Annotated in this window: 28 protein-coding genes and 3 tRNA genes; 9 read left to right on the forward strand and 22 right to left on the reverse strand. The window is 55.5% G+C overall.

Annotation, left to right across the window (positions count from 1 at the left end):
- Window positions 1-14 precede the first annotated feature (14 nt).
- The 6 genes from hpaI to hpaG form a co-directional block, all read right to left on the reverse strand.
- Entirely contained in the window at window positions 15-812 is a 798-nt protein-coding gene (gene hpaI / locus L3069_RS02995) for a 4-hydroxy-2-oxoheptanedioate aldolase (RefSeq protein ID WP_038415251.1), read from the reverse strand.
- A gap of 10 nt (window positions 813-822) precedes the next feature.
- On the reverse strand, window positions 823-1,626 hold the full coding sequence (gene hpaH, locus L3069_RS03000; RefSeq protein ID WP_015572593.1) for a 2-oxo-hept-4-ene-1,7-dioate hydratase: 804 nt from the start codon (window positions 1,624-1,626) through the stop codon (window positions 823-825).
- A gap of 100 nt (window positions 1,627-1,726) precedes the next feature.
- Window positions 1,727-2,107 carry a 5-carboxymethyl-2-hydroxymuconate Delta-isomerase gene (locus L3069_RS03005; RefSeq protein ID WP_038415253.1) on the reverse strand — a complete coding sequence of 127 codons (381 nt, stop codon included), beginning with the start codon at window positions 2,105-2,107 and terminating at the stop codon, window positions 1,727-1,729.
- A gap of 9 nt (window positions 2,108-2,116) precedes the next feature.
- Window positions 2,117-2,968 carry a 3,4-dihydroxyphenylacetate 2,3-dioxygenase gene (hpaD, locus tag L3069_RS03010; protein ID WP_022646958.1) on the reverse strand — a complete coding sequence of 284 codons (852 nt, stop codon included), beginning with the start codon at window positions 2,966-2,968 and terminating at the stop codon, window positions 2,117-2,119.
- 2 nt (window positions 2,969-2,970) lie between these two features.
- On the reverse strand, window positions 2,971-4,437 hold the full coding sequence (hpaE, locus tag L3069_RS03015; protein WP_022646959.1) for a 5-carboxymethyl-2-hydroxymuconate semialdehyde dehydrogenase: 1,467 nt from the start codon (window positions 4,435-4,437) through the stop codon (window positions 2,971-2,973).
- Window positions 4,434-5,711, reverse strand: coding sequence for a 4-hydroxyphenylacetate degradation bifunctional isomerase/decarboxylase (gene hpaG, locus L3069_RS03020; RefSeq protein ID WP_038415254.1), 1,278 nt, complete (start codon window positions 5,709-5,711; stop codon window positions 4,434-4,436). The genes hpaE and hpaG overlap by 4 nt, the downstream gene beginning before the upstream one ends.
- 268 nt (window positions 5,712-5,979) lie before the next feature.
- Between hpaG and hpaR the strand changes: the two genes are divergently transcribed.
- Together hpaR and tsr are read left to right on the forward strand one after the other, a co-directional pair.
- A complete protein-coding gene (gene hpaR / locus L3069_RS03025; protein ID WP_006810239.1) occupies window positions 5,980-6,420 on the forward strand; it encodes a homoprotocatechuate degradation operon regulator HpaR in 441 nt (146 codons plus the stop codon).
- An 83-nt stretch (window positions 6,421-6,503) separates the two neighbouring features.
- On the forward strand, window positions 6,504-8,168 hold the full coding sequence (gene tsr / locus L3069_RS03030; protein WP_023305399.1) for a methyl-accepting chemotaxis protein: 1,665 nt from the start codon (window positions 6,504-6,506) through the stop codon (window positions 8,166-8,168).
- 365 nt (window positions 8,169-8,533) lie between these two features.
- Here tsr and L3069_RS03035 read toward each other — a convergent pair whose 3' ends face one another.
- The 9 genes from L3069_RS03035 to L3069_RS03075 all read right to left on the reverse strand — a co-directional run bounded on the left by L3069_RS03035 (window position 8,534) and on the right by L3069_RS03075 (window position 15,828).
- Entirely contained in the window at window positions 8,534-9,043 is a 510-nt protein-coding gene (locus tag L3069_RS03035) for a GNAT family N-acetyltransferase (RefSeq protein WP_038415255.1), read from the reverse strand.
- The gene (opgB, locus tag L3069_RS03040) at window positions 9,043-11,334 is read right to left on the reverse strand and encodes a phosphatidylglycerol--membrane-oligosaccharide glycerophosphotransferase (protein ID WP_038415257.1); all 2,292 of its coding nucleotides are present in this window, start codon (window positions 11,332-11,334) and stop codon (window positions 9,043-9,045) included. The genes L3069_RS03035 and opgB overlap by 1 nt, the downstream gene beginning before the upstream one ends.
- Window positions 11,335-11,606: 272 nt before the next feature.
- Entirely contained in the window at window positions 11,607-12,089 is a 483-nt protein-coding gene (locus L3069_RS03045; protein WP_022646964.1) for a DUF2501 domain-containing protein, read from the reverse strand.
- Window positions 12,090-12,173: 84 nt separating this feature from the next.
- A complete protein-coding gene (dnaC, locus tag L3069_RS03050) occupies window positions 12,174-12,911 on the reverse strand; it encodes a DNA replication protein DnaC (protein WP_038415258.1) in 738 nt (245 codons plus the stop codon).
- Window positions 12,908-13,453 carry a primosomal protein DnaT gene (dnaT, locus tag L3069_RS03055; RefSeq protein ID WP_038415259.1) on the reverse strand — a complete coding sequence of 182 codons (546 nt, stop codon included), beginning with the start codon at window positions 13,451-13,453 and terminating at the stop codon, window positions 12,908-12,910. Before dnaT ends, dnaC begins: the two co-directional genes overlap by 4 nt.
- Window positions 13,454-13,577: 124 nt before the next feature.
- Complete coding sequence (locus L3069_RS03060; RefSeq protein WP_003856578.1) at window positions 13,578-14,006, reverse strand: organic hydroperoxide resistance protein; 429 nt, start codon at window positions 14,004-14,006, stop codon at window positions 13,578-13,580.
- Window positions 14,007-14,090: 84 nt separating this feature from the next.
- Entirely contained in the window at window positions 14,091-14,543 is a 453-nt protein-coding gene (locus L3069_RS03065; RefSeq protein WP_126509564.1) for a MarR family winged helix-turn-helix transcriptional regulator, read from the reverse strand.
- A 44-nt stretch (window positions 14,544-14,587) separates the two neighbouring features.
- Window positions 14,588-15,061: a threonine/serine exporter gene (locus L3069_RS03070; RefSeq protein WP_038415262.1), complete on the reverse strand. Its 474-nt coding sequence runs from the start codon at window positions 15,059-15,061 to the stop codon at window positions 14,588-14,590.
- The gene (locus tag L3069_RS03075) at window positions 15,052-15,828 is read right to left on the reverse strand and encodes a threonine/serine exporter ThrE family protein (RefSeq protein WP_017383842.1); all 777 of its coding nucleotides are present in this window, start codon (window positions 15,826-15,828) and stop codon (window positions 15,052-15,054) included. The genes L3069_RS03070 and L3069_RS03075 overlap by 10 nt, the downstream gene beginning before the upstream one ends.
- 389 nt (window positions 15,829-16,217) lie before the next feature.
- On the opposite strand from L3069_RS03075, the gene L3069_RS03080 reads away from it, so the two are divergent.
- Together L3069_RS03080 and bglJ are read left to right on the forward strand one after the other, a co-directional pair.
- On the forward strand, window positions 16,218-16,955 hold the full coding sequence (locus tag L3069_RS03080) for a response regulator transcription factor (protein ID WP_022646969.1): 738 nt from the start codon (window positions 16,218-16,220) through the stop codon (window positions 16,953-16,955).
- Entirely contained in the window at window positions 16,952-17,587 is a 636-nt protein-coding gene (bglJ, locus tag L3069_RS03085; protein ID WP_032625381.1) for a DNA-binding transcriptional activator BglJ, read from the forward strand. Before L3069_RS03080 ends, bglJ begins: the two co-directional genes overlap by 4 nt.
- A 37-nt stretch (window positions 17,588-17,624) precedes the next feature.
- Here the strand turns inward: bglJ and L3069_RS03090 are convergent, their stop codons facing one another.
- Window positions 17,625-18,083: a YbaK/EbsC family protein gene (locus tag L3069_RS03090; RefSeq protein WP_022646971.1), complete on the reverse strand. Its 459-nt coding sequence runs from the start codon at window positions 18,081-18,083 to the stop codon at window positions 17,625-17,627.
- Window positions 18,084-18,411: 328 nt separating this feature from the next.
- Here L3069_RS03090 and L3069_RS03095 point away from each other — a divergent pair, with 328 nt between their 5' ends.
- Window positions 18,412-19,758 (forward strand): PTS cellobiose transporter subunit IIC, encoded by a 1,347-nt coding sequence (locus L3069_RS03095; protein ID WP_006810218.1) that lies wholly within the window; start codon window positions 18,412-18,414, stop codon window positions 19,756-19,758.
- Window positions 19,759-19,835: 77 nt separating this feature from the next.
- Here L3069_RS03095 and fhuF read toward each other — a convergent pair whose 3' ends face one another.
- Both fhuF and L3069_RS03105 read right to left on the reverse strand, forming a co-directional pair.
- Complete coding sequence (fhuF, locus tag L3069_RS03100; RefSeq protein ID WP_022646974.1) at window positions 19,836-20,624, reverse strand: siderophore-iron reductase FhuF; 789 nt, start codon at window positions 20,622-20,624, stop codon at window positions 19,836-19,838.
- A gap of 95 nt (window positions 20,625-20,719) precedes the next feature.
- A complete protein-coding gene (locus tag L3069_RS03105; protein WP_023305406.1) occupies window positions 20,720-21,784 on the reverse strand; it encodes a GGDEF domain-containing protein in 1,065 nt (354 codons plus the stop codon).
- A gap of 216 nt (window positions 21,785-22,000) precedes the next feature.
- On the opposite strand from L3069_RS03105, the gene L3069_RS03110 reads away from it, so the two are divergent.
- The gene (locus L3069_RS03110; protein WP_026080652.1) at window positions 22,001-22,270 is read left to right on the forward strand and encodes a DUF1435 domain-containing protein; all 270 of its coding nucleotides are present in this window, start codon (window positions 22,001-22,003) and stop codon (window positions 22,268-22,270) included.
- A 42-nt stretch (window positions 22,271-22,312) separates the two neighbouring features.
- Here the strand turns inward: L3069_RS03110 and L3069_RS03115 are convergent.
- From L3069_RS03115 to rsmC, 4 genes are all read right to left on the reverse strand, one after another.
- A tRNA-Leu gene (locus L3069_RS03115) sits at window positions 22,313-22,399 on the reverse strand.
- Window positions 22,400-22,431: 32 nt separating this feature from the next.
- Window positions 22,432-22,517: transfer RNA gene (locus L3069_RS03120), tRNA-Leu, on the reverse strand.
- A 28-nt stretch (window positions 22,518-22,545) separates the two neighbouring features.
- Window positions 22,546-22,632 (reverse strand) — tRNA-Leu (locus L3069_RS03125).
- Between the two features lie 144 nt (window positions 22,633-22,776).
- Entirely contained in the window at window positions 22,777-23,805 is a 1,029-nt protein-coding gene (gene rsmC / locus L3069_RS03130; protein WP_032625390.1) for a 16S rRNA (guanine(1207)-N(2))-methyltransferase RsmC, read from the reverse strand.
- A 102-nt stretch (window positions 23,806-23,907) separates the two neighbouring features.
- On the opposite strand from rsmC, the gene L3069_RS03135 reads away from it, so the two are divergent.
- Genes L3069_RS03135 through yjjG form a run of 3 tightly spaced genes read left to right on the forward strand, consistent with a single transcriptional unit; the run spans window position 23,908 to window position 25,430 of the window.
- Window positions 23,908-24,321, forward strand: coding sequence for a DNA polymerase III subunit psi (locus L3069_RS03135; protein WP_022646978.1), 414 nt, complete (start codon window positions 23,908-23,910; stop codon window positions 24,319-24,321).
- A complete protein-coding gene (gene rimI, locus L3069_RS03140) occupies window positions 24,290-24,733 on the forward strand; it encodes a ribosomal protein S18-alanine N-acetyltransferase (RefSeq protein ID WP_038415270.1) in 444 nt (147 codons plus the stop codon). The genes L3069_RS03135 and rimI overlap by 32 nt, the downstream gene beginning before the upstream one ends.
- Window positions 24,734-24,752: 19 nt before the next feature.
- The gene (gene yjjG, locus L3069_RS03145; protein ID WP_022646980.1) at window positions 24,753-25,430 is read left to right on the forward strand and encodes a pyrimidine 5'-nucleotidase; all 678 of its coding nucleotides are present in this window, start codon (window positions 24,753-24,755) and stop codon (window positions 25,428-25,430) included.
- Window positions 25,431-25,455: the final 25 nt, after the last annotated feature.

Consider the following 25,455-nt stretch of genomic DNA (forward strand, 5'->3'; position numbering starts at 1 on the left):
TCCAGATCTTACGTTTAGTAGACGGATTTATTGTTATTAACTGACGTAACCGGTTGTTCGATAAAGCGTGCCGCCAGCGCTTCCGCGCCGCGGGCGAGCAGGGTGGTGTCGACGCCGACGGCGACAAACAGCGCGCCGAGTGCAAGGTAACGTTTCGCCAGCTGCTCGTTGGCCATCAGGATGCCGGGCGCTTTACCGGCGGCGCGTATCTGCGCGATCGCCTGCTCAATGGCGGCCTGCACCTCCGGGTGCTGCGGATTACCGGCAAAGCCCATGTCGGCGCTCAGATCCGCCGGGCCGATAAACACGCCGTCGACGCCGTCCACGTCCAGGATATGCGGCAGGTTTTTCAGCGCTCTTAGGGTTTCGATCTGCACCAGCACGCACATGGCGTCGTTAGCCTGATGCAGATAGTCCGGGATACGGTTCCAGCGCGACGCCCGCGCCAGCGCGCTGCCGACGCCGCGAATGCCCGCGGGCGGATAGCGGGTGGCGCTGACCGCCAGCCGCGCTTCGTCGGCGTTTTGCACCATCGGCACCAGCAGGGTTTGCACCCCCACGTCCAGCAGTTGCTTGATCTGCACCGGATCGTTCCACGACGGGCGCACCACCGGCTGGCTGGGATAAGGGGCGATGGCCTGTAGCTGAGTGAGAACGGTCTGCACGCTGTTCGGCGCGTGCTCCCCGTCGATCAGAAGCCAGTCAAAACCGGCCCCGGCCAGTAGCTCAGCGCTGTAGCTGCTAGTTAGCCCCAGCCATAACCCGATTTGCGGTCGGCCCGCTTTCAGCGCCGCTTTGAATGCGTTTTGCATGATCATCTCCTTACACAAAGCGGCAGCTGATGGAGCCCATGTTGCCGTAGTCGACGTGGAAGGTGTCGCCTCTGCTGGCGGCAACCGGGCGGGTAAACGAGCCGCCGAGGATGATCTGGCCTGGCTCAAGCTGCACGTCGTATGGCGCGAGTTTGTTCGCCAGCCACGCCACGCCGTTCGCCGGATGATTAAGGACGCCTGCGGCCACGCCGGTCTCTTCGATCACGCCGTTGCGGTAGAGCAGGGCGGAGATCCAGCGCAGATCCAGCTCGTCGGGTTTAATCGGGCGGCCGCCGAGGATCACGCCCGCGTTGGCGGCGTTATCGGAGATAGTGTCGAATACCTTGCGCGGGCGCTGGGTTTCCGGGTCAACGTTGTGGCAGCGGGCGTCGATCAGCTCCAGGGCAGGGATGACGTAATCCGTGGCGTTGTAAACGTCGAAGATCGTGCAGTTGGGGCCGCGCAGCGGTTTTGCCAGCACAAAGGCCAGCTCCACTTCGATGCGCGGGACGATAAAGCGATCCACGGGAATGTCGCTGCCGTCGTGGAAGAACATATCGTCCAGCAGCGCGCCGTAGTCTGGCTCGCTGATCTGCGAGCTGGCCTGCATCGCTTTGGAGGTGAGGCCGATCTTGTGGCCTTTCAGCACGCGGCCTTCGGCAATTTTCAGGCTCACCCATTCGCGCTGGACGGCGTAGGCGTCTTCAATGGTGATCTCCGGATACTCAAGCGAGATCGCGCGGATCTGCTCCCGGGATTGTTCCGCCTGATGCAGGCGGTGGGCGATCAGGGTATGGGTGTGTTTGTCGAGCATGGCGATATCCTGTTTTTGCCGGGTGGCGCGTAGCGATCCCGGCCTACGTTCGGGGCCGTTGTAGGCCCGGTAAGCGCAGCGCCACCGGGCGAGCAGACGGCTACTTAAACAACGCGTGCACGTTGTTTTGCTTGTAGTTGAGCGTCGGATCGAGTTCTTCCATGGTGAACGACAGCGCCAGATAGCGCTCCGCCATCAGCGCCGCGAAATGGGTTTTGATCAGCGTAAACAGCATCTCACCCACGGCTTCCCGGCTCTCCAGGCTCCGGCCCGCGCCGATCTTCAGCGTCATATGCACAAAGGCGTAATCGTGCTTGCCGTCGGCCATCTGCCAGGTGTCCAGCCAGTGGGCGCGGCTGCGGATACCGCCGAGCGGGAAAATACCCGTGGCGGCGAGCGCCTCGTTCACTTTGGCAAACAGCCCCGGCAGGTCGGCCTGCGCGCGGATGTTGTCGGTACATTCAGCAATAAAATGCGGCATGGTGGCTCCTTACGCGGGCAGCGGGAAAACGGCGTTGACCTGGCCGGTGCCGGAGCTGGCGAACAGCTCGGTGAGAAACTCCACCTTACCGTCGTAGTTGTCCCAGCCGAGCATCCCCAGCAGCATCACCGTGTCGTGCATGTTGCCCTCGCCGTAGCAGTAGTCGGCGTACTCCGGCAGCATGCTGCAAAACTCTTTGAACTGCCCCTCGCGCCATAGCTTCACTACTCGCTCATCCATCTGGCGGTCAAACTCGCGGGTGTAGCTGTTCATCCCTTCCTCCGCGCGCTGGTCGTCGATAAAGCGGTGCGACAGCGAGCCGCTGGCGAGCACCGCCACGGTGCCGTCGTATTTTTCGATGGCGCTGACGATGGCCTCGCCCAGCCTGCGGCTGTCGGCGAAGTCGTGAACCGTGCAGAACGCCGAGATGGAGACCACTTTGAAGTGCTTATCCGCGTTCATGTAGCGCATCGGCACCAGCGTGCCGTACTCCAGCTTGAGGCTCGGGATGTTGTGCGCCTTGGCGCGCACGCCAAGCTTCACCGCTTCGTCGGCGATCAGCTGGCCGAGTTCCGGGTTGCCGTCGTAGTCGTAGGTCATGTCGCGAATAAAATGCGGCAGCTCGTTGCTGGTGTAGACGCCTGAAAAATGGTCCGCACAGTTGATGTGATACGCGCTGTTCACCAGCCAGTGGGTGTCGAAGACGATAATGGTATCGACGCCCAGCTCGCGGCAGCGCTTGCTGATCTCTTTATGCCCGTCGATGGCTGACTGGCGGCAGCCGTGGTTTTTGCCCGGCAGTTCAGAGAGATACATTGACGGCACGTGGGTGATTTTTGCCGCTAACGCTAATTTTCCCATGATCAGATCCCCCACTTTGGAATCGGATGGTCGCCCATGGAGATACAGACGTTTTTCATCTCCGCGAAGACCTCAAAGCTGTACTCGCCGCCCTCACGCCCGGTGCCGGAGGCCTTCACGCCGCCAAACGGCTGGCGCAGGTCGCGCACGTTCTGGGTGTTAACGAACACCATGCCCGCTTCGATGTTGCGCGCCAGACGCAGCACTTTGCTGACGTCCTGCGTCCAGATGTACGACGCCAGGCCATACTCCACGTCGTTTGCCAGGCGCAGGCCTTCCGCTTCGTCCTTAAACGGCAGCAGGCAGGCCACCGGCCCGAAGATCTCCTCCTGCGCCACGCGCATGCGGTTATCGACATCCGCCAGCACGGTCGGGCGCAGGAAATTGCCGCCTTTCAGGTGCGCAGGCAGATCGGTCGGTTTGTCCGGGCCGCCCGCCAGCAGGGTTGCCCCCTCTTCAATGCCGAGGCGGATGTAGCCGGAGACCTTCTCCCAGTGCTGCTTGCTGATCAGCGCGCCAATCTGGGTGTTCGGATCGGTCGGGTCGCCCACGCGCAGGCGGCTGGCGCGCTCGGCAAAGCGTTTGACGAACTCCGGGTAGATGCTCTGCTGGATGAAGATGCGCGAGCCGGCGGTGCAGCGTTCGCCGTTGATGGAGAAGATGGTGAACAGGGCGGCGTCCAGCGCGCGCTCGATGTCCGCGTCTTCAAAAATCAGCACCGGAGATTTGCCGCCCAGCTCCATGGAATACTTCTTCAGCCCGGCGTTTTTCATGATGTTACGCCCGGTGGCGGTGCCGCCGGTGAAGGAGACGGCGCGCACGTCATGATGACGCACCAGCGCGTCGCCCGCCGTGGCGCCATAGCCCTGCACTACGTTCAGCACGCCCGCCGGAATGCCCGCCTCCAGCGCCAGCTCGCCCAGACGGTCGGCGGTCAGCGGGGAGAGCTCGGACATCTTCAGCACCGCGGTGTTACCCAGCGCCAGGCACGGCGCGACCTTCCAGGTGGCGGTCATAAACGGCACGTTCCACGGCGACACCAGCGCACAAACGCCTACCGGCTGCACGAGGGTGTAGTTGAGCATCTTGTCATCGACCGGGTAGGTTTTGCCGTTCATCTGCTGGCACACCTCGGCGAAGAACTCAAAGTTGTGCGAGGCGCGTGGAATGAGCACGTTTTTGGTCTGGTGGATCGGCAGGCCGGTGTCGGCGGTTTCCATGGCGGCAATGTCCGGCACGTTCTGGTCAATCAGATCCCCCAGGCGACGCATCAGGCGCGCACGCTCCTTCATCGGCAGGTTGGCCCATTTCGGGAACGCCTCTTTGGCGGCGGCAACGGCCTGATGGATTTCGGCTTCGCCGCCGGAGGCCACTTCTGCCAGCACCTCGCCGGAGGCCGGGTTAGTGGTTTGGAAGTACTCACTTCCGGCGACGTTTTTCCCGTTGATCCAGTGGTTAATCTTTTTCATTTTGCAGTCTCCTCACTGACAATTCGGTTTACCAGGCGGCCTACGCCTTCCACTTCCACTACCACTTCATCGCCCGGTACCACGTCGAACAGCCCCTTCGGCGTGCCGGTGGCAATCATGTCGCCCGGTTGCAGGGTCATGAAATCGCTCAGATACGCAATCAGGAATGGGATGCTGAAAATGAGATCGGCGGTGGTGCCTTCCTGACGCAGTTCACCGTTGACGTAGGTGCGAAGACGAAGGTTGTGCGGGTCAGGGATGGCTTCTTTTGGCACTACGTTCGGGCTGATGGGGGTCAGCCCGTCGCGGCTTTTCACCCGCAGGTTCGGGCGATAGTAGTTTTCGAGATAATCGCGGATGGCGTAGTCGTTGCACACCGTGTAGCCCGCAACATAGTCCATCGCCTCGGCTTCGCTGACCTTACGCGCGGTTTTACCGATGACCACCACCAGCTCGGCTTCGTAATGCATGTATTCAATGTTGTTTGGGCGCACCGAGGTCTGGTTGTCGCCGTTAAAGGTGTTCGGCGCTTTGATAAACACCAGCGGCTCGGTGGGCGGTTTGAAGTCCAGCTCGCTGGCGTGATCGGCGTAGTTCAGGCCGAGGGCGAACAGCGTGGCGTGCGGCGGCGTGCGCGAAGCGATGGTAACGTCGCGTTCCTCCACCACCGGGTTTTCCAGCGGCGGAAATCCCTCTGCCAGAATGCGTACCCGATCGCCCGGGCGAATTTCGACGCGGCTTTGCGGGGTACCGAGCAATATCGCATCGCCGGGGTTCAGGGTGGCAAATTCGCTCAGGGCGCTCAGCAGTTCGGCGGCGTTGCGGTGCAGATCGGCCGTGTTCCAGTGGTCCGCTTCGCGACCGTTGATCTCGGTGATGATGGTCAGGTTGTCCACGTTATCAACGGCGACAGGTTCGCCGAGCGGGCAAAATCCATCCCGACATTTGGCTTTAATAGCCGGGCGGTAGAAGCTCTCTTCCGGCAGGCTGATTTCGTTGGCCAGCGCGTAGCCAGCGATGTACGCCGCCGCCTCTTCAACGCGTACTTTGCTGGCGGTTTTGCCCACCACCAGCGCCACCGTTGCGCCGCTTAACACGGTTTCTCCCTGCGGGAAGAGAATCGGCTCGCCTGCGCGGATAACGGTGTTATGTGGCTTGATAAACCACACCGCCGTTTTTGGCGGCGCGTTATAGGGGGCTTTTTCAAACGCCTCAGCCCAGGCCGCACGCTGGCTTTGGTGGTTTAGCGCTACGGCAAAAACAGTACCTTTCATTCCCATACTCCTCAAACCGGCTGTCCGGTTTTGATTTCATTAATATGTTAATGATCTGGTTTTATGCTTTTGCTGTTCGTTTCGCAAACAGAAGTGAATAATTTGTGATATGAATAACAATAAATTTACACCAATGGGTTAATTATCATTAAAATCAATGCATTAAAAAAATGACGTTGTTTCTGTTAGACTTTTTGGGTTACAACGTATTGTCTATAAAAGCATCTGTTTTAAATTGTTTACTTGTTAATGATGTAAGGGGAAGGTGATGCATGATTCATTAACCATCGCGCTGTTGCAGGCGCGTGAAGCGGCGATGGGCTACTTCCGCCCGATAGTGAAACGGCATAATCTGACCGAGCAGCAATGGCGTATCGTCCGCGTGCTGGCCGAGCATCCCTCCATGGATTTTCATGATCTGGCGTTCCGCACCTGCATTTTGCGCCCAAGCCTGACCGGCATTCTGACGCGGATGGAGCGCGACGGTCTGGTGCTGCGCTTAAAGCCGGTGAATGACCAGCGCAAGCTGTACGTATCGCTGACGAAAGAAGGCAACGCGCTGTACCAGCGTGCTCAGGCTCAGGTGGAAGAGGCGTACCAGCAGATTGAGGCGGAATATACCCCGGAGAAGATGAAGCAGCTCACGGCGCTGCTGGAAGAGTTTATTGAACTCGGAAACCGACATATTGCCGCGCGGGACGAAGAGTAAAAACCCTAAAATCCAGGATGATTTTCGTAAAGTTTTCCCTTTCCAGGCCGAAAATTCTGTATCTGTCTGAGGAAAGAGAAAACATGTTAAATCGTATCAAGATTGTCACCAGCTTACTGCTGGTTTTAGCGATATTTGGCCTTTTACAACTCACATCCGGTGGTCTTTTCTTCAATGCCCTGAAGCATGACAAAGAGAATTTCACCATTCTGCAAACCATTCGCCAGCAACAATCCACCCTGAACGGTAGCTGGGTGGCGCTGCTGCAAACCCGTAACACCCTGAACCGCGCGGGTATCCGCTACATGATGGATCAGAACAATATCGGCAGCGGCTCAACCGTCGCCGAGCTGATGCAGATAGCCTCTGCGTCTCTGAAACAGGCGGAAAAAAACTGGGCGGATTACGAAGCACTTCCGCGTGACCCGCGTCAGAGCGACGCTGCGGCACTGGAAATCAAACGTAATTACGATATCTACCACGGCGCGCTGGCCGAGCTGATCCAGCTGCTGGGGGCGGGCAAGATCAACGAGTTCTTCGACCAGCCGACCCAGAGCTATCAGGATGGCTTTGAGAAGCAGTACGTCAGCTATCTGCAACAAAACGACGCGCTCTATCAGACCGCGGTTGAAGACAGCAACAGCTCTTACCGCCAGGCTATCTGGGTGCTGATTAGCGTGCTGGCTGCGGTGCTGGTGGTGATTGTTGCCGTCTGGCTGGGTATTCGTCAGGCGCTGATTTCGCCGCTGAACCGTCTGATTGACAGCATTCGTCATATCGCCAGCGGCGACCTGGTGAAGCGCATCGACGTGGAAGGCTCCAACGAGATGGGTGAACTGGCTGACTCCCTGCGCCATATGCAGGGCGAGCTGGTGCGTACCGTGGGTGACGTGCGTAACGGCGCAAACGCCATTTACAGCGGTGCGAGCGAAATCTCGATGGGCAATAACGATCTCTCATCCCGTACCGAGCAGCAGGCTGCCTCTCTGGAAGAGACCGCCGCCAGTATGGAACAGCTGACCGCCACCGTGAAGCAAAACGCCGAGAATGCCCGTCAGGCGAGCAACCTGGCCCTGAGCGCGTCTGAAACCGCGCAGAAAGGCGGGAAAGTGGTGGATAACGTGGTGCAGACCATGCGCGACATCGCCGGCAGTTCGCAGAAAATCGCCGATATTATCAGCGTGATCGACGGGATTGCTTTCCAGACCAATATTCTGGCGCTGAACGCGGCGGTAGAAGCGGCACGTGCGGGCGAGCAGGGCCGCGGCTTTGCGGTGGTTGCAGGTGAAGTACGAAACCTGGCGCAGCGCAGCGCCCAGGCGGCTCGCGAGATCAAGAGCCTGATTGAAGACTCCGTGGGGCGCGTGGAATTGGGATCAACGCTGGTAGAAAGCGCCGGTGAAACCATGGGTGAGATCGTGAATGCGGTAACGCGCGTGACGGACATCATGGGCGAAATCGCGTCTGCGTCTGATGAGCAGAGCCGCGGTATCGACCAGGTGGGGCTGGCGGTGGCGGAGATGGATCGCGTGACCCAGCAGAACGCCTCGCTGGTGGAAGAGTCTGCGGCGGCCGCGGCGGCACTGGAAGAGCAGGCGAGCCGTCTGACGCAGGCCGTTGCGGTGTTCCGTATTCAGCAGGAACAGATGAAGGCGCGCGAGTTCGCCTCCGCGAAAAGCGTTGCCGCACCGGTAGTGGCGCGTAAACCGGCGACCGCAGATGCGGGCGATAACTGGGAAACGTTCTGACGTTGTGCGTTTCGCCGGGTGGCGGCTACGCCTTACCCGGCCTACGGGATGTGCGTTTTGCCGGGTGGCGGCTGCGCCTTACCCGGCCTACGGGATGTGCGTTTCGCCGGGTGGCGGCTACGCCTTACCCGGCCTACGGGATGTGCGTTTTGCCGGGTGGCGGCTGCGCCTTACCCGGCCTACGGGATGTGCGTTTCGCCGGGTGGCGGCTACGCCTTACCCGGCCTACGGGATGTGCGTTTTGCCGGGTGGCGGCTGCGCCTTACCCGGCCTACGGATTGTGCAATTTGCCGGGTGGCTGCGTCTGACCTGGCCTGCGGAATTGGGTTTTGTAGGCCCGGTAAGCGCAGCGCCACCGGGCGATTTTACAGAGGCAGGCGCATGGCGCAGCGGGAAGCATACGCTAAACCGTGCGCCGTCTCTTCTTCACGTTTCTGGCGCATTTCCGGCGTCAGCGTCGTCATCATTTCAAACCCTAATCGCCTGTAGTAGGGCGCGTTCCACGGGACATCACGAAACGTCGTTAACGTCAGCGAGGTTAGCCCCAGCGTGCGGGCATGCTCTGCGACACGGTTAATCAACCGGCGTCCGAGACCTCGTCCCTGCCAGTCCAGATGAACGGAAAGTTCCACAATAAACAGCGAAGATGGCTCGGCTTCGGCGAGAATAAAGCCCACGGGCCTGTCATCAGCCAGCGCCAGCCAGCTTAATCCGCGTCCGGCGTAACCGAGGTGATCTTCAACGGAAATAACCTCGCTGTCTGCCAGCCAGGCCAGCTCAGGAACGTCGCGAAATCGCTGCCCCGCCGCGCGTTCAATGGCGGGCAGGGCAGCGACGTCGTCGATGCGCGTCGGGCGAAGGGTGAACGCCGTCATCAGCCAGCGCTGCTCACAATTTTAATCTCCACCATGCCGATTCCCAGCTTGCGCGGAGCGTGACCGAGAATATTCCCTTCGTTAGTGGACTGCGGCTCGGGCGGCACAATGACCAGCGTATTGCTGCGCGTGGGGTTATCGAAATGCAGCGTGCTGGTGGTGACATCATTGCTCAGCGTCAGCATCTGTTCTTTATCGCCGACGCGCACCGGCACAGGACGGTTTGCGTTGGGACCAAATGCCCTGGCGGTGATCACCAGATCGAATTTCTCCGGCAGCGGATGGGTATACTCAATTTTCACCTCATCACCTAACTGCGCGTTAGACCAGCGCCCCCACGATTCGGGACGTGAAATACCGCTGAACTGCTTCACCTCTTCAGGCGCGCCGGCAACGTTAAAAATAAAGCTGTCAGCTTTATAACGAATGTCGTTGTCGACGATTTTCAGCAGGTCTACGTTGCGCTGATAGCGTGCGGTATCAATAACCGTATCTTTAAACGCGGTTTTCCCTTGCCACTGCGGTTTATCAACGTGTTGCACGGTCTGCTCGCCGCCGAGTTGCCCCTGTGAGACGCACCAGTCGGTGGACAGTGACAGCTCTTGTGACCAGAGCTGGCCCATTTTGTAGCATTTATCGACCCAGACGAAATTATCGCGCGTGGCGAATTCCGCCAGCTGGAAGCGCAGTGGCGCGGAGTATTCGCTTTCCGGCAGCGGCTCGACGCGGTTATCCGACACGCGCAGCAGCAGAGGCAGGCGGAAATGGCTGCCGGAGAACGCGATCATTTTTTTATCCTGATCGATGGTGAAGTCGTTTATCTCTTTCGGGAAGTTCCACAGACGAATGATATCCGGCTTCCAGGCGAGGATTTTTTCCTTCATGTTGAGGAAGATTTCCGACAGGGACTGGCCCGACAACGTACTGCGGCCCAGGCCAATGAAGTTATCGCCACCCAGAATATCCAGCACGGTGGCGCCGTTATCCATCGAGTTACGTTTAGCGGCAATGATCTCCTGCTGCGGTTTATCGCCGCGCAGCACAAAGAACAGGTTGCTGCGATCCAGCTTATTCAGCTCATCCCAGGCGCTGTTTTTCATCGCCAGATGGTCAGATGAGACGACGATGACCGTATTTTTGAAATACGGCGACGCTTTGATTTTCTCGATTAACGCCGCGATATGTTCCTGGCTACAGGTCACAGCGCTGAACGACTTGTTGTTTTTACCGTCAATGTCGTAGCCCTGACGTTTACAGGTGCGTGAGACGAAACCATCCGGATGATGCGTGTCGACGGTCAACGCAAACAGCGAGAAGCGTTTACCGGCGCGGGAAAGCTCCTCGAATTTCTTCCAGGTTTCATCCAGAACGGTATCGTCGTAAAAGCCCCAGTCGTTGCGGTAGGCCGGATCGGCGACCGTGGTTTTCAGCTCTTCGGAACCATATAAGTGATCGAAACCGTGGGATCTCAGGAACACATCTTTCCCGGCAAAGCGCAGGTTAGCGCCCTGCATAAAGTAGTTTTCATAGCCCGAGTTTTTCAGGATATCGCCGAGGCAAATGTTCTGCGGGAAGAAGCTCGACATCGAGGCGGAGGCGTTGCCTTCAAACGGGGCGAACAGGGGAATGCCGCACTGGGATGCCACCATCCCGGCGATGGTGTAATCCGTGCCAGGCAGTTGCATGGTGTGGCTGAAGTCGAGGCCCTGGTTTTTCAGCGCGCCGAGCTCTGGCGTCAGGTTCGGGAAAGCATCGTTGTCAAACCAGGTGCGTTCCAGACTTTCGCCGTAGATATAGACCAGGTTGAGTTTAGGGTTGTCGATTTTCTTCGAGGGTTCTTTGTAATAGGCCGCAAAGTCCGGATCGCCATCGCGCGACTGGGATTTTACCAGCTCGGTAATTTGATGGAATGCCGGGCTGGCATCCACGGAGGCCAGCGCCAGGCACAGCGCCAGCAGGCTGTAGCCATGATGATGCGGACGGTGACGGCGACGGCGCAGAACCCAGGCCAGCGCGGCGAAGATGCCCACCAGGGCGACCACCAGCCCCAGACCCGGAAGGATGTACTTACCCACACCTGCGCCGGTCAGACTGTTGGTCAATGTGTAGAGCACCGCGTCGTTAATACCGTCGCCGGTAAAGTAATCGCTGGCATATAACGTAATGTTTAAAACAATAAAAATACCGAGCACCACCAGGGTGGCCACAAACCACCAGGTGTGACGACCGGCTTTCCAGGCATAAACGCCGATGGAAGCCAGGAAAAGGACAAGGGACATTAACTCTGACAACAGCAGATCCTCATCATGCCGGACGCTTAGCCGGCTAATTGCTTATTTTTTGGGTAATACAATGTAATTGCGATGTCGCTTAGCTGCAATTTTAGTGTCACGAAAGTGTGCTGTTGTTAGGATTTGGTTTATAAAATCGGATTTTTGAATACAGTCGCATCGTGGCATACGGAGGCTGAGGTGGTGTCAGGGGGTAAAAAAACGCACTTCACGCCGCGGTATAAGACTAATGTAATAAACGCGGCGTGTTGTGGCAGAAAAAAGGGGGACAATCAGGAGAGGAAATTAACGCCTTGTTTCAGCACCAGATCGCAGGCTTTCGTTTTCACCTGTTTCGCCAGAGATGAATTTCCAAGGGTGCTGAGGTTCAGCTGCTGACCATTTTGCGCGTTCAGCAGGCCCTGAATACCGTCCATATAGTTGGTGTCCGCTTTCTGCTCCTGGGTGTCCAGACCCAGTTTACCCAACACCTGGTTTTTGATGTTTTCGGTATCGGTGACGGAAGCCAGTTTCTGCTTCGCGCAGTATTCCAGAATACCCGCGGCGTTGTTCATCGTTCCGGCACTCAGGCTTTGGGAGCTGTTGCCCAGCAGGCCGGTGAGGGACGAGGCTGACAGCCCGCCCTGGGACGTGCCGCTCTCTTTGGTTAACTCACTTGCTGCGCTGGAGAGCGACTCCTGCCATGATGCGGCCTGCGCTGCGCCAGTCACCAGCAGGGCGCCAGTAAGGATGCTGATAAGAAATTGTTTTTTCATAATGATTTACTCAACAAGGTCCGTTTTGGGCCAGAAGTGGGTTCAGTATATACCTCTGCTCTTCCGGCGCTCCCTGGAAATATCTTAATACTCTTTGCCGGTGACGCGGCTGCGGTAGCTGTCCCAGTCGAAAATGACGTACAGGCTGTTACCCAGCTTCATGCGATCCATCACCCGCTCGCCAAGAAGTCGGATCATCTCGTCGATATTGTGGTTCGTCAACATACCGGTTGGGCGTTTTGACGACGAACGGCGATCGACAATCTGGTTGATGATCACTTTTTCGTAGCGGGACTCCGTCTGGACACCGATCTCGTCGATGACCAGCAAATCCACGTTACTTAAATCATTTAGCAACTGTTCTTCGCTGGTTTCGCGATTACTGAAGGTGTCTTTCATGGCGGACATAATATCGGCCACGGTGATAATCAGCACTGACTTCCCGCGCAGCAGCAGCTCGTTGCAGATAGCGGCGGCGAGGTGATTTTTCCCGGTGCCGGGTTTTCCGCTAAAGATGAAGCTGGCGATGTTGCCGTCAAATTCATCCACGTACTGGCGCGCCTGGTTAAGGGCGTTCATCTGCCCCTGAGACTCGACCTTATAATTCTCGAAGGAGCAGTTCTGGTGCAGAGGGCGAATGCCCGAGCGGTTAAAGGTGCGCTGCATTTTCATCGCGCGGTTTTCGCGGGCGAGGGCAGCCGCGCGAATTTTACCCTGCTCTTTTTGCCATGCCAGCAGCTCTTCACCGGTGGTGAAGGCGGGCTTCACGTTGGCAGGCATCATCTTCTGCAAACGTTTCATCAGGTCGCCGACGTTTTTCATTTCGCACCTCGGAATCCATCAGGGATTTTTTTGTCCGGTTCTGAAAAAGCATTGATATCACGTTTTGGCTGGCCGTTGTTGCTGGCGCGGTTGATTTGCAGACTGCGCGCGAATTTTTGCTGCCACTGAACATGGTGGAAGACTTTTCCTTCAGCTTGCCAGTATGCGGTAAAGGCTGCCAGCTCTTCCGGTGTTGCGGGCTGCGAGAGGGCTATTCCCCATAAGGCCGCCTGCCGCTGAAAATCGGTGTCCGGCTGCCAACCGGCGTACATGGGAAATTTCCCCATTGGAACGGCCACCGGGGCGCTGGCGGGTTCGTCAAAAAACTGATTATCCAGCATGACATCGCTCGCCGGGCGCGACAGCTTCTCTTCAATTTCCAGAAGCTGCGCCAGACGTTCCGGCGTGACCGCATAAAACGCCGGGGCGTTGTCGGCAAATACCGCGAGCGTGCCGCCTTCGGCGTGCGTCAACACACCGCGAGGATCGCGCATAAAGGCATCAATGCCAGCAATGCTGGTGGTCAGAATTCTGGAGGACATAACACTTTCTCAACTGATTACTACGGGCGTGATTGAGGGTTATGGTAGCACAGAGAGAGGGGAGGAAAGGAGAGGATTTCCCCGGTGGCGTTACGCTTACCGGGGCTAAAATCACAGGGGCTGGTTACGCGATGATGTTCAGCGTCACGTCGATATTGCCGCGCGTCGCGTTAGAGTACGGACAGACGATGTGCGCCGCATCCACCAGTTTTTTGGCTTCCGCTGCGTCCATCCCTTCAACGTGGATGTTCAGCTTCGCTTCGATACCAAAACCGGTTGGCAGCGGGCCGATCCCTACTTCGCCTTCAATAAAGGCGTCTTTTGGCAGAGCGAATTTATCGCGTGCCGCAACGAACTTCATTGCGCCCAGGAAGCAGGCGGAGTAGCCCGCAGCGAACAGCTGTTCAGGGTTGGTTACTTCACCCCCCATGCCGCCCATCTCTTTTGGCACACCCAGTTTGACATCCAGAACGCCATCGGAAGACGTGGCGCGGCCATCACGGCCTCCGGTTGCTTTGGCTTTGGCAGTGTAGACAACTTTTTCTAAAGACATGGCAGGTTCCTCATCTTACGTTTATATGCGCTATTAAATAGCGCGCGATGTTTTAAGTTAAAATTAGACGCGTAAAGTACAGCCTTACGCGCGATGCAGCTGTTGGCGCAAACTTTCGAGCTGTTGCTTGAGCGCCAGCATGGTGTCGGTATCACACTGCGATGCACAGCCCACGGCGTGGGGTATCGTCACGGCCTGCTGTTGCAGCGCCCGACCCGCGTCGCTCAGGGTGACGGCGACCTGACGCTCATCCTGACGGGAACGCTGGCGGAGGATCAATCCTGCGCTTTCCAGGCGTTTCAGCAGGGGAGTCAGCGTGGCGGAATCCAGGTACAGCCGCTCGCCAATGTCTGACACCGTAATATCATCCTGTTCCCAGAGCACCAGCATCACCAGGTATTGCGGGTAGGTCAGGTTAAGCGGTGCCAGCAGTTGCCGGTACAGCTTGTTAAGCGCCAGATTTGCCGAATAGAGGGCAAAACAGAGCTGGTTATCCAGCAGAAGCGCGTTGGTGGTGTCGTTCGTTTTTGCGTCCATGAAATGAATATAGATAGTACACGATACAATTGCAAGCGATTTTATTATACGCGTGGACGTTTGCGGTAAAGCCATAAGCCGGGGATCGACAGGCCGATGGAGAGCGCACCCACGATCGACGAGGCTTTAAGGAAGTTGCTCAGGAGCAGGATCATCTGGGGTTCGCTGTAGCCAAAGTGGCTGATTTTGACGGCGGAGATCATCGCCGTATAGGCTGAAATGCCCGGGAACATAGGAATCACTGCCGCCACGGTGAATACCTTCGGGTGCGCCAGATACCAGCGGGACCACTGAATACCGATGCTGCCAACCAGCATGGAGGCGATAAACGTCGACCATTCAATATTAAAGCCCGCTGTCATCATGATCATACGAGAGCCGTGGCCAATGGCACCCAGCAGCGCACACCAGGGTAATGCACGCTGTGGGACGTTAAACACCATCGCAAAACCAACGGCGGGAAGGGCAGACAAGAGCATGTCCTGTGCCAGTACGAGCATAAAATCCATCACGCCCATCCGCGTAACCCCCAGAGTGTCATGGCCATTACCACCCCGATACAGGTCGCCAGCGTCAGCAGGCTGGCTATCGCCCAGCGCGCCAGACCGGTGTTGATATGGCCTTTGAACATATCAGCGACGGCATTAATTAAGGGAAAACCTGGCACCAGCAGCAATACGCTGGCGGCCATCGCAACAGTAGGCGTGCTGGCGAAGTAGGGCTGGCGCAAAAGCAGGCCGGATACGGTTGTCGCCACAAATGCCGTGATGCAGAAGTTAATTTGCGGATGTAGCTGTCTGTGCGTCAACAGCTGGCGGACATACATTGCGATGCTGCTGGCAAAGAAGGTCACGACAGCGCCGTCCCAGCCGCCCGCGTTGAGCTTGCAGAAGCAGGCGCAGGACAGTCCCACCATCAGCACAACCAGCCAGCGCGGATACCGGAGGGGTTTGATTTGATTGAAACGTTTTTCTATCTCCCGGAGATCGAGCAGCTTGTGTTCAGCAAGGATCACGATGTGCTGCACTTCCGTCACGACGTGCATGTTAATGCCGCGGTCATGATTTTTACGGGTGGAGGTCAGGCACTGTCCGTCTTTAATGGTGGTCAGCACAATGGCATTTGACGAGATGGAACTCTCAACGCTGTCCATCCCCAGCGCCAGCCCAAGGCGTGTGGAGAGCTCTTCGACGAGGGCGCTTTCTGCGCCGTGCTGTAAGAGAAAAAGCCCGCACTGAATACATAGCCGCGTGGTGGCACGTTGCGTAGACCGATCTGCCTGCATGAAACGCCCTGAAGAGAAGAGAGATTGCTTACTTTTAACACAAAGTGCAGGGCCCTTTGCGCTGGGCCAGATCAACATTTGTGCGATCAGTGGCGCGATGGGGGCGGAGGAAAGACAGCATTGTTATTTATTTAATGAATGTGAAATTAGGATTTATAAAAACAATATATTAAGTATTTCTAATTTCATATTTTCGATCTTTTCACGCAATTTGAATTAAATTTAAATGGTCTTTATGCGATATTAGGCCTGTATTGGGCGTTTCTTAACCCATGTGATATTTGTTCTATTTTGCGAGTATTAACCCGTTTGTACTTCGGAATGCAAACGTGTTTAACCTTGCAGGGTTAGTTCGTTCTTAAATAAAGAATTCATGACAGGGAGGGTCTATGTTGCCATTGAATGGTAAACACGGAGTGGTGATCAGCAGAGTACCGGTTATGCAAAATGGGTTAGGTGGCGTCATGTCGCGTCATTTTCCCGATTTTGAGATAACGTACTGCCGTTCGATGCAGGAGTTGACGTTATTACAATTGCGTCGCGCTGGGGTCGTTATTGCCGATATTTCGGGTGAGTATCGTAATCCACGCGGCACGCTTGAGCAATATTATGGGTTAATGAATCAGTACCGGGATATTCACTGGATATTCCTCGTTTCGCGCCCCCTTTATCCACTTGCAGTAGAGCTTCTTATGCGTCCGGAAAGCACGCTGCTTTCGGATATGGAACCCATTGAAGGCGTAATTAACGCTATTCGCGCGGGGAGTGAACGTGCCGAGCGAATAAGCCAGACGTTATTGATACCGGAAAATCCTGATATTGAAGAGGAGAGTGAGCAAATGATTGCGCTTACCCACTCTGAACGCAAGGTGTTGCGTTTGTTAGGTAAAGGTTGGGGAATCAACCAAATAGCCACGCTACTTAATAAAAGTAATAAAACGATCAGTGCACAGAAAAACAGTGCAATGCGTCGCTTATCACTTCGCAGTAATGCCGATATGTACGCGTGGATAAGCAGTACCCAGGGAATGCGAGAACTCAGTTTAATGTCGGCTTATGGAGAGTTTGAGGAATGGAAAAGACCACTGCAACAAAACATATCGCCGTCATCGAAAGCTGCTCAATGAGCGCTATGGGGCTGAAGCATCTTTTTGCGATGCCCGCCCTGAGCCATTACCAGGTGCACCTGTTTGCCAGATTTGACAACTTCAAAGCGGCGCTCTCGGAAATCTCATTCTTTGCCGTAATTTATTCATTGTCCGATGAGCGTGAGGAGCGGCGAAACTGTCTGGCCTGTTTGCGGGATCTCACCTTCACCCACAGCGACGTCAAGCGTATTGTGCTGGCCTCTGATGAAATGGAGGCGAGACTGGTCAGCCATCTTTCACCTTCTCGCTTACATGGAATTATCAGTAAATCGGTTCCGCTGAAGCAGTTAATGGAGGGGCTGGAGACATTACTCAGCGAAACGCATCACGTGAACGACAACGTGTACAATCACTGGTGTGTGAGCCAGCATCGTATGCTAAGCCCAACTGAAAGGGCGATTCTGCGATATATGTCATCGGGTTTTTCGATCCCTGAAATTGCGGCACAGCTTGAACGCAATATCAAAACCATCCGGGCGCATAAGTTTAACGCAATGGTAAAACTGGGCGTCAATTCTGATGTGGGATTACTGGATGCGGCAGATATCCTGGCGCATCTCCCGGTCAGGGAAATACGCCGTTCCGCTCTCACCGTTCCTTCTTTCTCGTAGTGTTAAGTGATGCGCCAGAATTTTTCTGGCGCAACGTTCAAATACAGACATCAACCCATTTCGCTGCGGTCAGTTCCGCCATTCTGTCGGGCGATATACGCACCGCACTGTGGATGGCGCCCGCTGCGGGTAACACTTCGGCGTACTGTTTTAAAGTGATGTCACAGTAAACAGAGAGCGGATTTTCCAGTCCAAAAGGGCAGACTCCGCCAACAGGATGACCCGTCAGGGTTACTACCTCATCGCAGCTGAGCATGCGGGCTTTTGCGCCGAATGTCTCTTTGAGCTTTTTGTTATCCAGACGCGCATCGCCTTTTGCAACCACCAGAATCACATCATTTTTAATTTTCAGTGACAGCGTTTTGGCAATTTGGCCGGGTTCAACGTTGTGCGCGGCAGCAGCAAGGGCAACAGTCGCTGTGCTTTGGTTAAGCTCGATGATTTCTATATCCGGAGCGTGTTCGGCGAAAAACTGCTGTACAGACTGCAAACTCATTGATTCCTCCTGACAAATATCTTCCGTAATCTGTCATAAGAATTTAGTCGCTGTAAATATCCCTTAAGTAACAAATATCCGTCAGGGGCGATTTCTGGATCGCCTTCACATTCACAGAAACCGGTTACAGTAACCGGTTGCAGAGCGTGATGCAGAGATTAATACTGAGTGTGTAACTTCCCCTGTATCTAATAATAAGAGCTAATTATGAAACCATTCCGTTTGAGCAGTACCGCAGGTACACGATCCGGCAAGGTTGTGACGCTGATGTATGGAACAACGTGTGACGTGAGAACGTCCGAAACGAACGTCTGACAGGAGATCTGCTATGTCTGCCAACCATGCTGCATTTAATCTGATTTTCCGCTTCGTTGAAAATTATGTCAGCCCTATTGCCGGGCGCATCTCTTCCCAGCGTCACGTTATGGCGATTCGTGACGGGTTCATCTCGGCAATGCCGTTTATGATTGTCGGGTCGTTTTTATTAGTGTTCGCTTACCCACCTTTTTCGCCAGATACCACCTGGGGCTTTGCCCGCGCCTGGCTGGATATGGCGAAGCAGTTTGAAGGTCAAATTCTGACGCCGTTTGATATGACGATGGGGGTGATGTCCCTCTATATCTGTGCGGCTATCGCCTACAACCTGGGCAAACATTACGTTAAAACCCATCAGCTGGATCCGTTCATGTGCGCGATGCTGTCGCTGATGGCGTTCCTGCTGGTCGCCGCGCCTAAAACCAAAGGCGCCTTACCGGTTGATAGCCTTGGAGGGACCGGGATTTTCACCGCGATCCTGGTGGCGATTTACTGCGTTGAGATGATGCGTTTCCTGAAAGCACACAATATCGGGATCCGTCTGCCAGACCAGGTTCCGCCGATGATCAAAAACTCGTTTGACCTGCTGATCCCGGTGCTGGTGGTGGTGCTGACGCTTTATCCGCTGAGTCTGTTGATCCAGTCGCAGTTCGGTATGCTGATCCCACAGGCCATCATGTCGATATTCAAACCGCTGGTCTCTGCGGCGGACTCGCTGCCAGCGATCCTGCTGGCGGTGCTGATTGGCCACCTGCTGTGGTTTGCCGGGATCCACGGTGCAGCGATTGTATCGGGTATGCTGCAAATGTTCTGGCTGACGAACCTGGGGGCGAACCAGACCGCGCTGGCGGCGAGCCTGCCTTTACCACACATCTTTATGGAAGCCTTCTGGACGTTCTTTATTGTGATCGGTGGGTCAGGAGCGACGATGGGGCTGGTGTTCTGTTACCTGCGTAGCCGCTCCGCGCACCTGCGCTCCATTGGACGCCTGAGCGTGGTGCCAAGCATTTTCAATATCAATGAACCGGTGATTTTTGGTACGCCGATTGTGATGAACCCGGTGTTCTTTATTCCTTTCCTGCTGGCGCCGATGGTCAATGCCGTGCTGGCATGGGCAGCGATGAAGTTTGATCTGATTGGCCGCGTGATTTCCGTTGTGCCGTGGACGGCACCGGCTCCGGTTGGTGCCGCCTGGGCGCTGGGCTGGGATTTCCGTGCAGCCATTCTGGTGCTGGTTTTGGCCTGCGTTTCCGCCATTATCTATTTCCCGTTCTTCAAGGTGTACGAGAAACAGTTGCTTCAGCAGGAAGCGGAAGAAGCACAGCGTAATGGGGAAGAGGAAAATCAGCAGGTCGCTTAGGTAAAAGCAAAACGGCAACGCAGGTTGCCGTTTTTAGTGTTTGTTCCCTCTCTCTGCGGGTTTCAGGCAGGGCCAGACTACTTAAGCGTGCAATCGCCGCACTGCTGGACATCCGGCAGACGGTAGCGCTGACAGCAGGTACGACGCACCAGAAGTCCCTCACGCGGAACCACGGTGCGGTAAAGAGGGTTATCCCGCCCATCCGACAGCTGTCTGGCAAAGAAACAGCTCTGACGCAGCGCATCCACTTTCTCGTCGCCGAGCAACGGCTTCATCTCCGTTAAATACCAGTGGATAAGATACCCGGTATTACTCCAGATCAGTTTGCCGTTGATCTCCCCCGTCGCTTCCAGCGCATCAATGACCGGAACCAGCGCTCTTGTAATCAACCGTTCCATACGCGCCTGCGCTGACAGGTGACTCGCGCTCGGATCTTCGTGTACATCAATCCAGAAACAGGCGGCGCGTCCGGTCTCATGGAATTCGACGTGGAAATGTTCCGACGAGAGATCGAGCATCGTTTCCTGGGTCAACAGGGCCAGCATGACAGGCGGCACCATCAGCCCGATATACCATTGTGCCCAGAGGGAAAGCAGCGGTTTATTTTCCCGCGCCAGCGTCGGTTGGTTACGATAAATATGGTCGGAATAGGTTGCCAGCAGTGACCGCAGCTCGGCAGGTCGTTGCCACTGAGTCAGCGTCAGAGCATGATGCGGCGGTGCTTCATCCAGTTTGATGAAATCCAGCAGATGGGCACGTGTTACGGCGATTTTTTCCCGAATGGCATCCGCAAGCGTCGTTTCTCCGGCGGAGAGTGGAGCTCGCCAGAGTAGTGGCTCAACGATGTGTGCGGTACGAGTCGCCATAGTGTGGATTACAAATCTAAATGATAATGATTGCCAATCCTAACTATAGATAAAACCGAGCGCAAGCGTTTTATCCTGGCGCTGTGAAGGCGGTTTCAGGCGATATGAAGCTCGTCGCTCAGTAGAATGCTGTTGCGTCCCATATGCTTGGCTTCATAGAGGGCTTTATCGGCTTTCGCCAGTGCGCCATCAACGTCTTCACCTTCGAACATGGCTATGCCAATGCTGATGGTCACGTTAGTGGCGACGCTTTCGTTAAACATGTGGGGGATTTTGAGATCGTAAACCTTCTGACGTATGCGTTCAGCTGTCTGGCGCGCTTGCTCCAGTGGGATGTTACTTAACAGCACCATAAATTCTTCCCCGCCAAACCGGGCGACAACATCGCGTGAGCGCACGGCGTCGCGGATCGCAGCCGAGACCCTGATCAAGGCCTGATCGCCCATCATATGGCCGTAATGATCGTTGTAGGCTTTGAAATGGTCGATATCCATCAGCAGCACAAAGTGCTCGCCAGCGTCAGGCCTGGGGAGGTTCTCAAGCCGGCTTTGCAGCCCGCGACGGTTATATAGGCCGGTGAGCGGGTCCATCATGCTGAGATCGGTCAGGGTTTCACGCTCTTCGAGCAGTTCGGAAAGCAGCTCCTGGGCGAAACGGTCATTACGCCGCTGAAGAACATGATGGATACCAATGGCGACCACCGGCAGCGCGAAAAAATAGGCCATTCTCAGCCAGTTTTCGGACGGGCTAAGCCACAGGCAGGATATAAAAGCGGGAAATGAATGTAACGTAAAGGCTTTAATATTACTGGCGAAAGCCAGAGACCCTATAAAAAGCACTGTTAATAGCGCCATCATTAAATAGGTTGCGTGATCGTGCGTTATTAACAGAAATTTTGAGACGATCTGCCATGCCCATAAAAACCCAAAAATAGCTGAAACAGCAGGGATATTTATTTTTCGCGTGCTATTTTTCCAGTGCCAGATAAGTAAGCCAGTGCTGGCAGTCAATACGGCAAACAGGGGGACTGATAACACACGAACGGAATAGAGAGGGTTTGTTACCGAGAACAATGCTGATGCAGCGTTCAGAAATAAAAATAAACGTAAAGAAAGCTGATATTTCTTGTTGACTAAGGACAGCCAGGATTGTGATGTCATATGCGTGCGTTTTTATTAAAACTCAATTAAAACAATGAGCAAGGTGTTGTTATGTATTATTGGTCGCTACAAAATTGAATTTTTATTATCAGAAAAACGTTATCGGAAGTTAACAGGTGGGCAATTTATCACCTTACACATTCTCTGTCATTATGGGAAAGCAATTGCTGGCGCAATTTCTTACGTCGCATGCTGACAAGTGATAATTACTATCATATGATACTGGTTATCATTATCAGTGCGAGAGGTGAAACCATGTTGAGCAAAGCGCTGGGAAGTGGGTGGGGAATATTGCTGCCTGGTTCCATTATCGGTGGGCTGATGTTTGCCGATCTTCCCATTGATGTCTGGAAAGCAATGATTGTTTCGGGCTTGCTGGTGACATCCGCGATGATCTGGCACAAACAGTTACGGCATTACGTGCTGTTGCCATCATGCGTTGCGCTAATCAGTGGACTGCTGGTGATTCTGATGAGTTTGAAATAAAAGGGAAAAACAAGAGGTACTGCTGAAGGGATGTAAGATAATTGGTGCGAGGGGGGGGACTTGAACCCCCACGTCCGTAAGGACACTAACACCTGAAGCTAGCGCGTCTACCAATTCCGCCACCTTCGCACAGTCATCTTACTGGTTTGATATCGCCTCGTTGGTGCGAGGGGGGGGACTCGAACCCCCACATCCTAAGGACACTAACACCTGAAGCTAGCGCGTCTACCAATTCCGCCACCTTCGCCCAGTGCGAGCAATATCAACGTGATTTATGGTGCGAGGGGGGGGACTTGAACCCCCACGTCCGTAAGGACACTAACACCTGAAGCTAGCGCGTCTACCAATTCCGCCACCTTCGCATACCATCGACACTGTAAAAGTATCGTAACCACGGAGGCGCATTCTAGATGTTTTCAGCTTTACGTCAACAGAAAATTGCGCACGTTGTTTTGATTGCTGCAAAAATGGGCGATGGCAGCGTCAGCCATCGCCGGGCAGGGGAATTACTTTTTCGCCTGGCGCGTCATCACGGTGCGATACACCTTAAAGCGGCCTGTCTGGGCGATCACTTCGTGGAAGCCGAAGGTTTCATCCAGCACTTTCGGATACGCCAGGAAGGCATTCGCCACAATACGTAGCTCACCGCCGCTGTTAAGGTGACGGGTTGCGCCACGGATCAGCGTTTGCGCCGCTTCAAGGCTGGTTTCCATCCCGTCGTGGAACGGCGGGTTAGAGATGATCATGTCAAAGCGACCGGTCACGTCGGAGAAGACGTTGCTGGCGATCACTTCGCCTTCAATGCCGTTCGCAGCAAGCGTGGCGCGGCTGGCTTCTACCGCCGGGGCGCTCACGTCACACAGGGTTAAACGCACTTTTGGTGAGTGGCTGGCGAGAACCGTTGACAGCACGCCCGCGCCACAGCCGACATCCAGCACCTTGCCCTTGGTGTGCGGCGTCAGGGTGGACAGCAGCAGCTTGCTGCCCGTATCAAGCGCGTCACGGCTAAACACACCCGGCAGGGTTTTAATGGTCAGGCCGTCAAGCTGGTACTCGTCCCAGAAGGTGTTGGCATCAAAAGTGGTCTGTTTTTCCAGACGGCCATGATACAGGCCGCAGCGTCGGGCGCTGTCGATTTTCGTCAACGGCGCGTAGCCTTCGAGCATCTGCTCTGCGCTTCGCACCCCGCTGCGGTTCTCACCGACGACAAAAATATCGCAGCCGACCGGCAGCAGAGAAAGCAGGTTCATCAGCTGGAACTGGGCTTCCGGTTTGTTCTTCGGCCAGTAGTAAATGAGCGTATCGCAGTCAGCAATATCGCTCTGCTCCGCCACCAGGCTAAAGCGTGCGCGCTCGCCCATCTGGCGGCTCAGCACCTGCCAGTGGTGGTAGTATTGGGTGTGGGCACGGCTTTCAGCACAGTCGAAACGTGCGGGCAGGTCATCCTGCATATCTCCGGCAAACAGAATACGGCTTTCTTCGAAATCATCACTGTGACGCAGCAAGACTTCACTTGCCGGGGTAAATGCAGACATGAATTGTTCCTCAATAAACTCAGGCGGGGATTATAGTAGGTAGATGGCGCAGTTTCGACACATTTGCTATATTTGCGCGCCTGAGAGACAGGAGTTTTCGCTATGACATCCCGACGAGACTGGCAGTTGCAGCAGCTGGGCATCACCCAGTGGGCTTTGCGTCGCCCGACGGCGTTGCGGGGCGAAATAGCCATCTCCATCCCTGCGCATGTCCGCCTGGTGATGGTGGCAGAAGCGCCGCCTGCCCTGAACGAACCCCTGATTGAGGATGTCCTTCGCACCCTGAAGGTGACAAACGATCAGGTATTACAGCTGGCGCCCGAAAGCGTCGCGATGCTTCCCCCTGACAGCCGCTGTAACAGCTGGCGAATCGGGGCGGTGGATGAGCTACCTCTTGAAGGAAGCCAGATCAGCTCGCCAGCGCTGGACGAACTGAAAGCCAACCCAAAAGCGCGTAGCGCGCTATGGCAACAAATTTGCGAATATGAACACGATTTCTTCCCTCACGACGGCTGACCTGGCCACCGCGTTCGCGATTGAAACACGCGCCCATGCCTTTCCGTGGAGCGAAAAGACGTTTGCCAGCAATCAGGGCGAACGCTATTTAAATCTCCGCCTGGACGTTGACGGTGCGATGGCCGCGTTCGCCATCACGCAGGTCGTTCTGGACGAGGCGACGCTGTTTAATATCGCGGTCGATCCCGTTTACCAGCGCCGCGGGCTGGGCAGGGATCTGCTTGAGCACCTCATTCGTGAGCTGGAAACCCGTGACGTTTTCACCCTGTGGCTGGAGGTGCGCGCGTCCAATGTCGCCGCCATCGCGCTCTATGAAAGCTTAGGCTTCAACGAGGCGACTATCCGCCGTAACTACTACCCCACCGCAGAGGGACGTGAAGACGCCATTATCATGGCTCTGCCGATTGGATAACGAAAATAAGGTTGTAACGATGAAATGGGACTGGATTTTCTTTGATGCCGACGAAACGCTGTTTACGTTTGACTCGTTCGGCGGCCTACAGCGGATGTTTCTCGACTATAGCGTGACGTTCACCGCGGAAGATTTTCAGGACTATCAGGCGGTGAACAAGCCGCTGTGGGTGGATTACCAGAACGGAGCCATCACCGCGTTACAGCTTCAGCATCAGCGTTTTGACGTCTGGGCTGAACGGTTAAACATCAGTCCTGGGGTGCTGAACGAGGCCTTCCTGAATGCGATGGCGGATATCTGCGCGCCGCTGCCCGGTGCCGTTTCTCTGCTGGATTCGCTGAAAGGGAAGGTGAAGCTTGGGATCATCACCAACGGCTTTACCGCGCTTCAACAGATCCGCCTTGAACGCACTGGCTTGCGCGATCATTTCGACGCGCTGGTGATCTCCGAAGAGGTAGGCGTGCCGAAGCCGGATCCGCGTATTTTCGATTATGCGCTGGCGCAAGCGGGCAATCCTGACCGCGATCGCGTGCTGATGGTGGGGGATACGGCAGAATCTGATATTCTGGGAGGTATGAGATCGGGCCTGTCGACCGTCTGGCTGAATGCGCATGGCCGCACGTTGCCTGAAGGCATCGAACCGACCTGGACCGTAACGTCATTGAACGAACTGGAGCAGCTCCTGTGTAAACAATGATTGCCTGCCCCCTGTTGATGGGTAA

Origin of the sequence: Enterobacter cloacae complex sp. ECL411 (assembly GCF_021869665.1) — a bacterium.
Taxonomy (GTDB): Bacteria; Pseudomonadota; Gammaproteobacteria; order Enterobacterales; family Enterobacteriaceae; genus Enterobacter; species Enterobacter intestinihominis.

Bases quoted from the DNA above. Each gene is read 5' to 3' on its own strand.
- hpaI (WP_038415251.1), bottom strand. From the start codon at position 812: ATGCAAAACGCATTCAAAGCGGCGCTGAAAGCGGGCCGACCGCAAATC.
- hpaH (WP_015572593.1), bottom strand. From the start codon at position 1,626: ATGCTCGACAAACACACCCATACCCTGATCGCCCACCGCCTGCATCAG.
- L3069_RS03005 (WP_038415253.1), bottom strand. From the start codon at position 2,107: ATGCCGCATTTTATTGCTGAATGTACCGACAACATCCGCGCGCAGGCC.
- hpaD (WP_022646958.1), bottom strand. From the start codon at position 2,968: ATGGGAAAATTAGCGTTAGCGGCAAAAATCACCCACGTGCCGTCAATG.
- hpaE (WP_022646959.1), bottom strand. From the start codon at position 4,437: ATGAAAAAGATTAACCACTGGATCAACGGGAAAAACGTCGCCGGAAGT.
- hpaG (WP_038415254.1), bottom strand. From the start codon at position 5,711: ATGAAAGGTACTGTTTTTGCCGTAGCGCTAAACCACCAAAGCCAGCGT.
- hpaR (WP_006810239.1), top strand. From the start codon at position 5,980: ATGCATGATTCATTAACCATCGCGCTGTTGCAGGCGCGTGAAGCGGCG.
- tsr (WP_023305399.1), top strand. From the start codon at position 6,504: ATGTTAAATCGTATCAAGATTGTCACCAGCTTACTGCTGGTTTTAGCG.
- L3069_RS03035 (WP_038415255.1), bottom strand. From the start codon at position 9,043: ATGACGGCGTTCACCCTTCGCCCGACGCGCATCGACGACGTCGCTGCC.
- L3069_RS03045 (WP_022646964.1), bottom strand. From the start codon at position 12,089: ATGAAAAAACAATTTCTTATCAGCATCCTTACTGGCGCCCTGCTGGTG.
- dnaC (WP_038415258.1), bottom strand. From the start codon at position 12,911: ATGAAAAACGTCGGCGACCTGATGAAACGTTTGCAGAAGATGATGCCT.
- dnaT (WP_038415259.1), bottom strand. From the start codon at position 13,453: ATGTCCTCCAGAATTCTGACCACCAGCATTGCTGGCATTGATGCCTTT.
- L3069_RS03060 (WP_003856578.1), bottom strand. From the start codon at position 14,006: ATGTCTTTAGAAAAAGTTGTCTACACTGCCAAAGCCAAAGCAACCGGA.
- L3069_RS03065 (WP_126509564.1), bottom strand. From the start codon at position 14,543: ATGGACGCAAAAACGAACGACACCACCAACGCGCTTCTGCTGGATAAC.
- L3069_RS03070 (WP_038415262.1), bottom strand. From the start codon at position 15,061: ATGGGCGTGATGGATTTTATGCTCGTACTGGCACAGGACATGCTCTTG.
- L3069_RS03075 (WP_017383842.1), bottom strand. From the start codon at position 15,828: ATGCAGGCAGATCGGTCTACGCAACGTGCCACCACGCGGCTATGTATT.
- L3069_RS03080 (WP_022646969.1), top strand. From the start codon at position 16,218: ATGTTGCCATTGAATGGTAAACACGGAGTGGTGATCAGCAGAGTACCG.
- bglJ (WP_032625381.1), top strand. From the start codon at position 16,952: ATGAGCGCTATGGGGCTGAAGCATCTTTTTGCGATGCCCGCCCTGAGC.
- L3069_RS03090 (WP_022646971.1), bottom strand. From the start codon at position 18,083: ATGAGTTTGCAGTCTGTACAGCAGTTTTTCGCCGAACACGCTCCGGAT.
- L3069_RS03095 (WP_006810218.1), top strand. From the start codon at position 18,412: ATGTCTGCCAACCATGCTGCATTTAATCTGATTTTCCGCTTCGTTGAA.
- fhuF (WP_022646974.1), bottom strand. From the start codon at position 20,624: ATGGCGACTCGTACCGCACACATCGTTGAGCCACTACTCTGGCGAGCT.
- L3069_RS03105 (WP_023305406.1), bottom strand. From the start codon at position 21,784: ATGACATCACAATCCTGGCTGTCCTTAGTCAACAAGAAATATCAGCTT.
- L3069_RS03110 (WP_026080652.1), top strand. From the start codon at position 22,001: ATGATACTGGTTATCATTATCAGTGCGAGAGGTGAAACCATGTTGAGC.
- rsmC (WP_032625390.1), bottom strand. From the start codon at position 23,805: ATGTCTGCATTTACCCCGGCAAGTGAAGTCTTGCTGCGTCACAGTGAT.
- L3069_RS03135 (WP_022646978.1), top strand. From the start codon at position 23,908: ATGACATCCCGACGAGACTGGCAGTTGCAGCAGCTGGGCATCACCCAG.
- rimI (WP_038415270.1), top strand. From the start codon at position 24,290: ATGAACACGATTTCTTCCCTCACGACGGCTGACCTGGCCACCGCGTTC.
- yjjG (WP_022646980.1), top strand. From the start codon at position 24,753: ATGAAATGGGACTGGATTTTCTTTGATGCCGACGAAACGCTGTTTACG.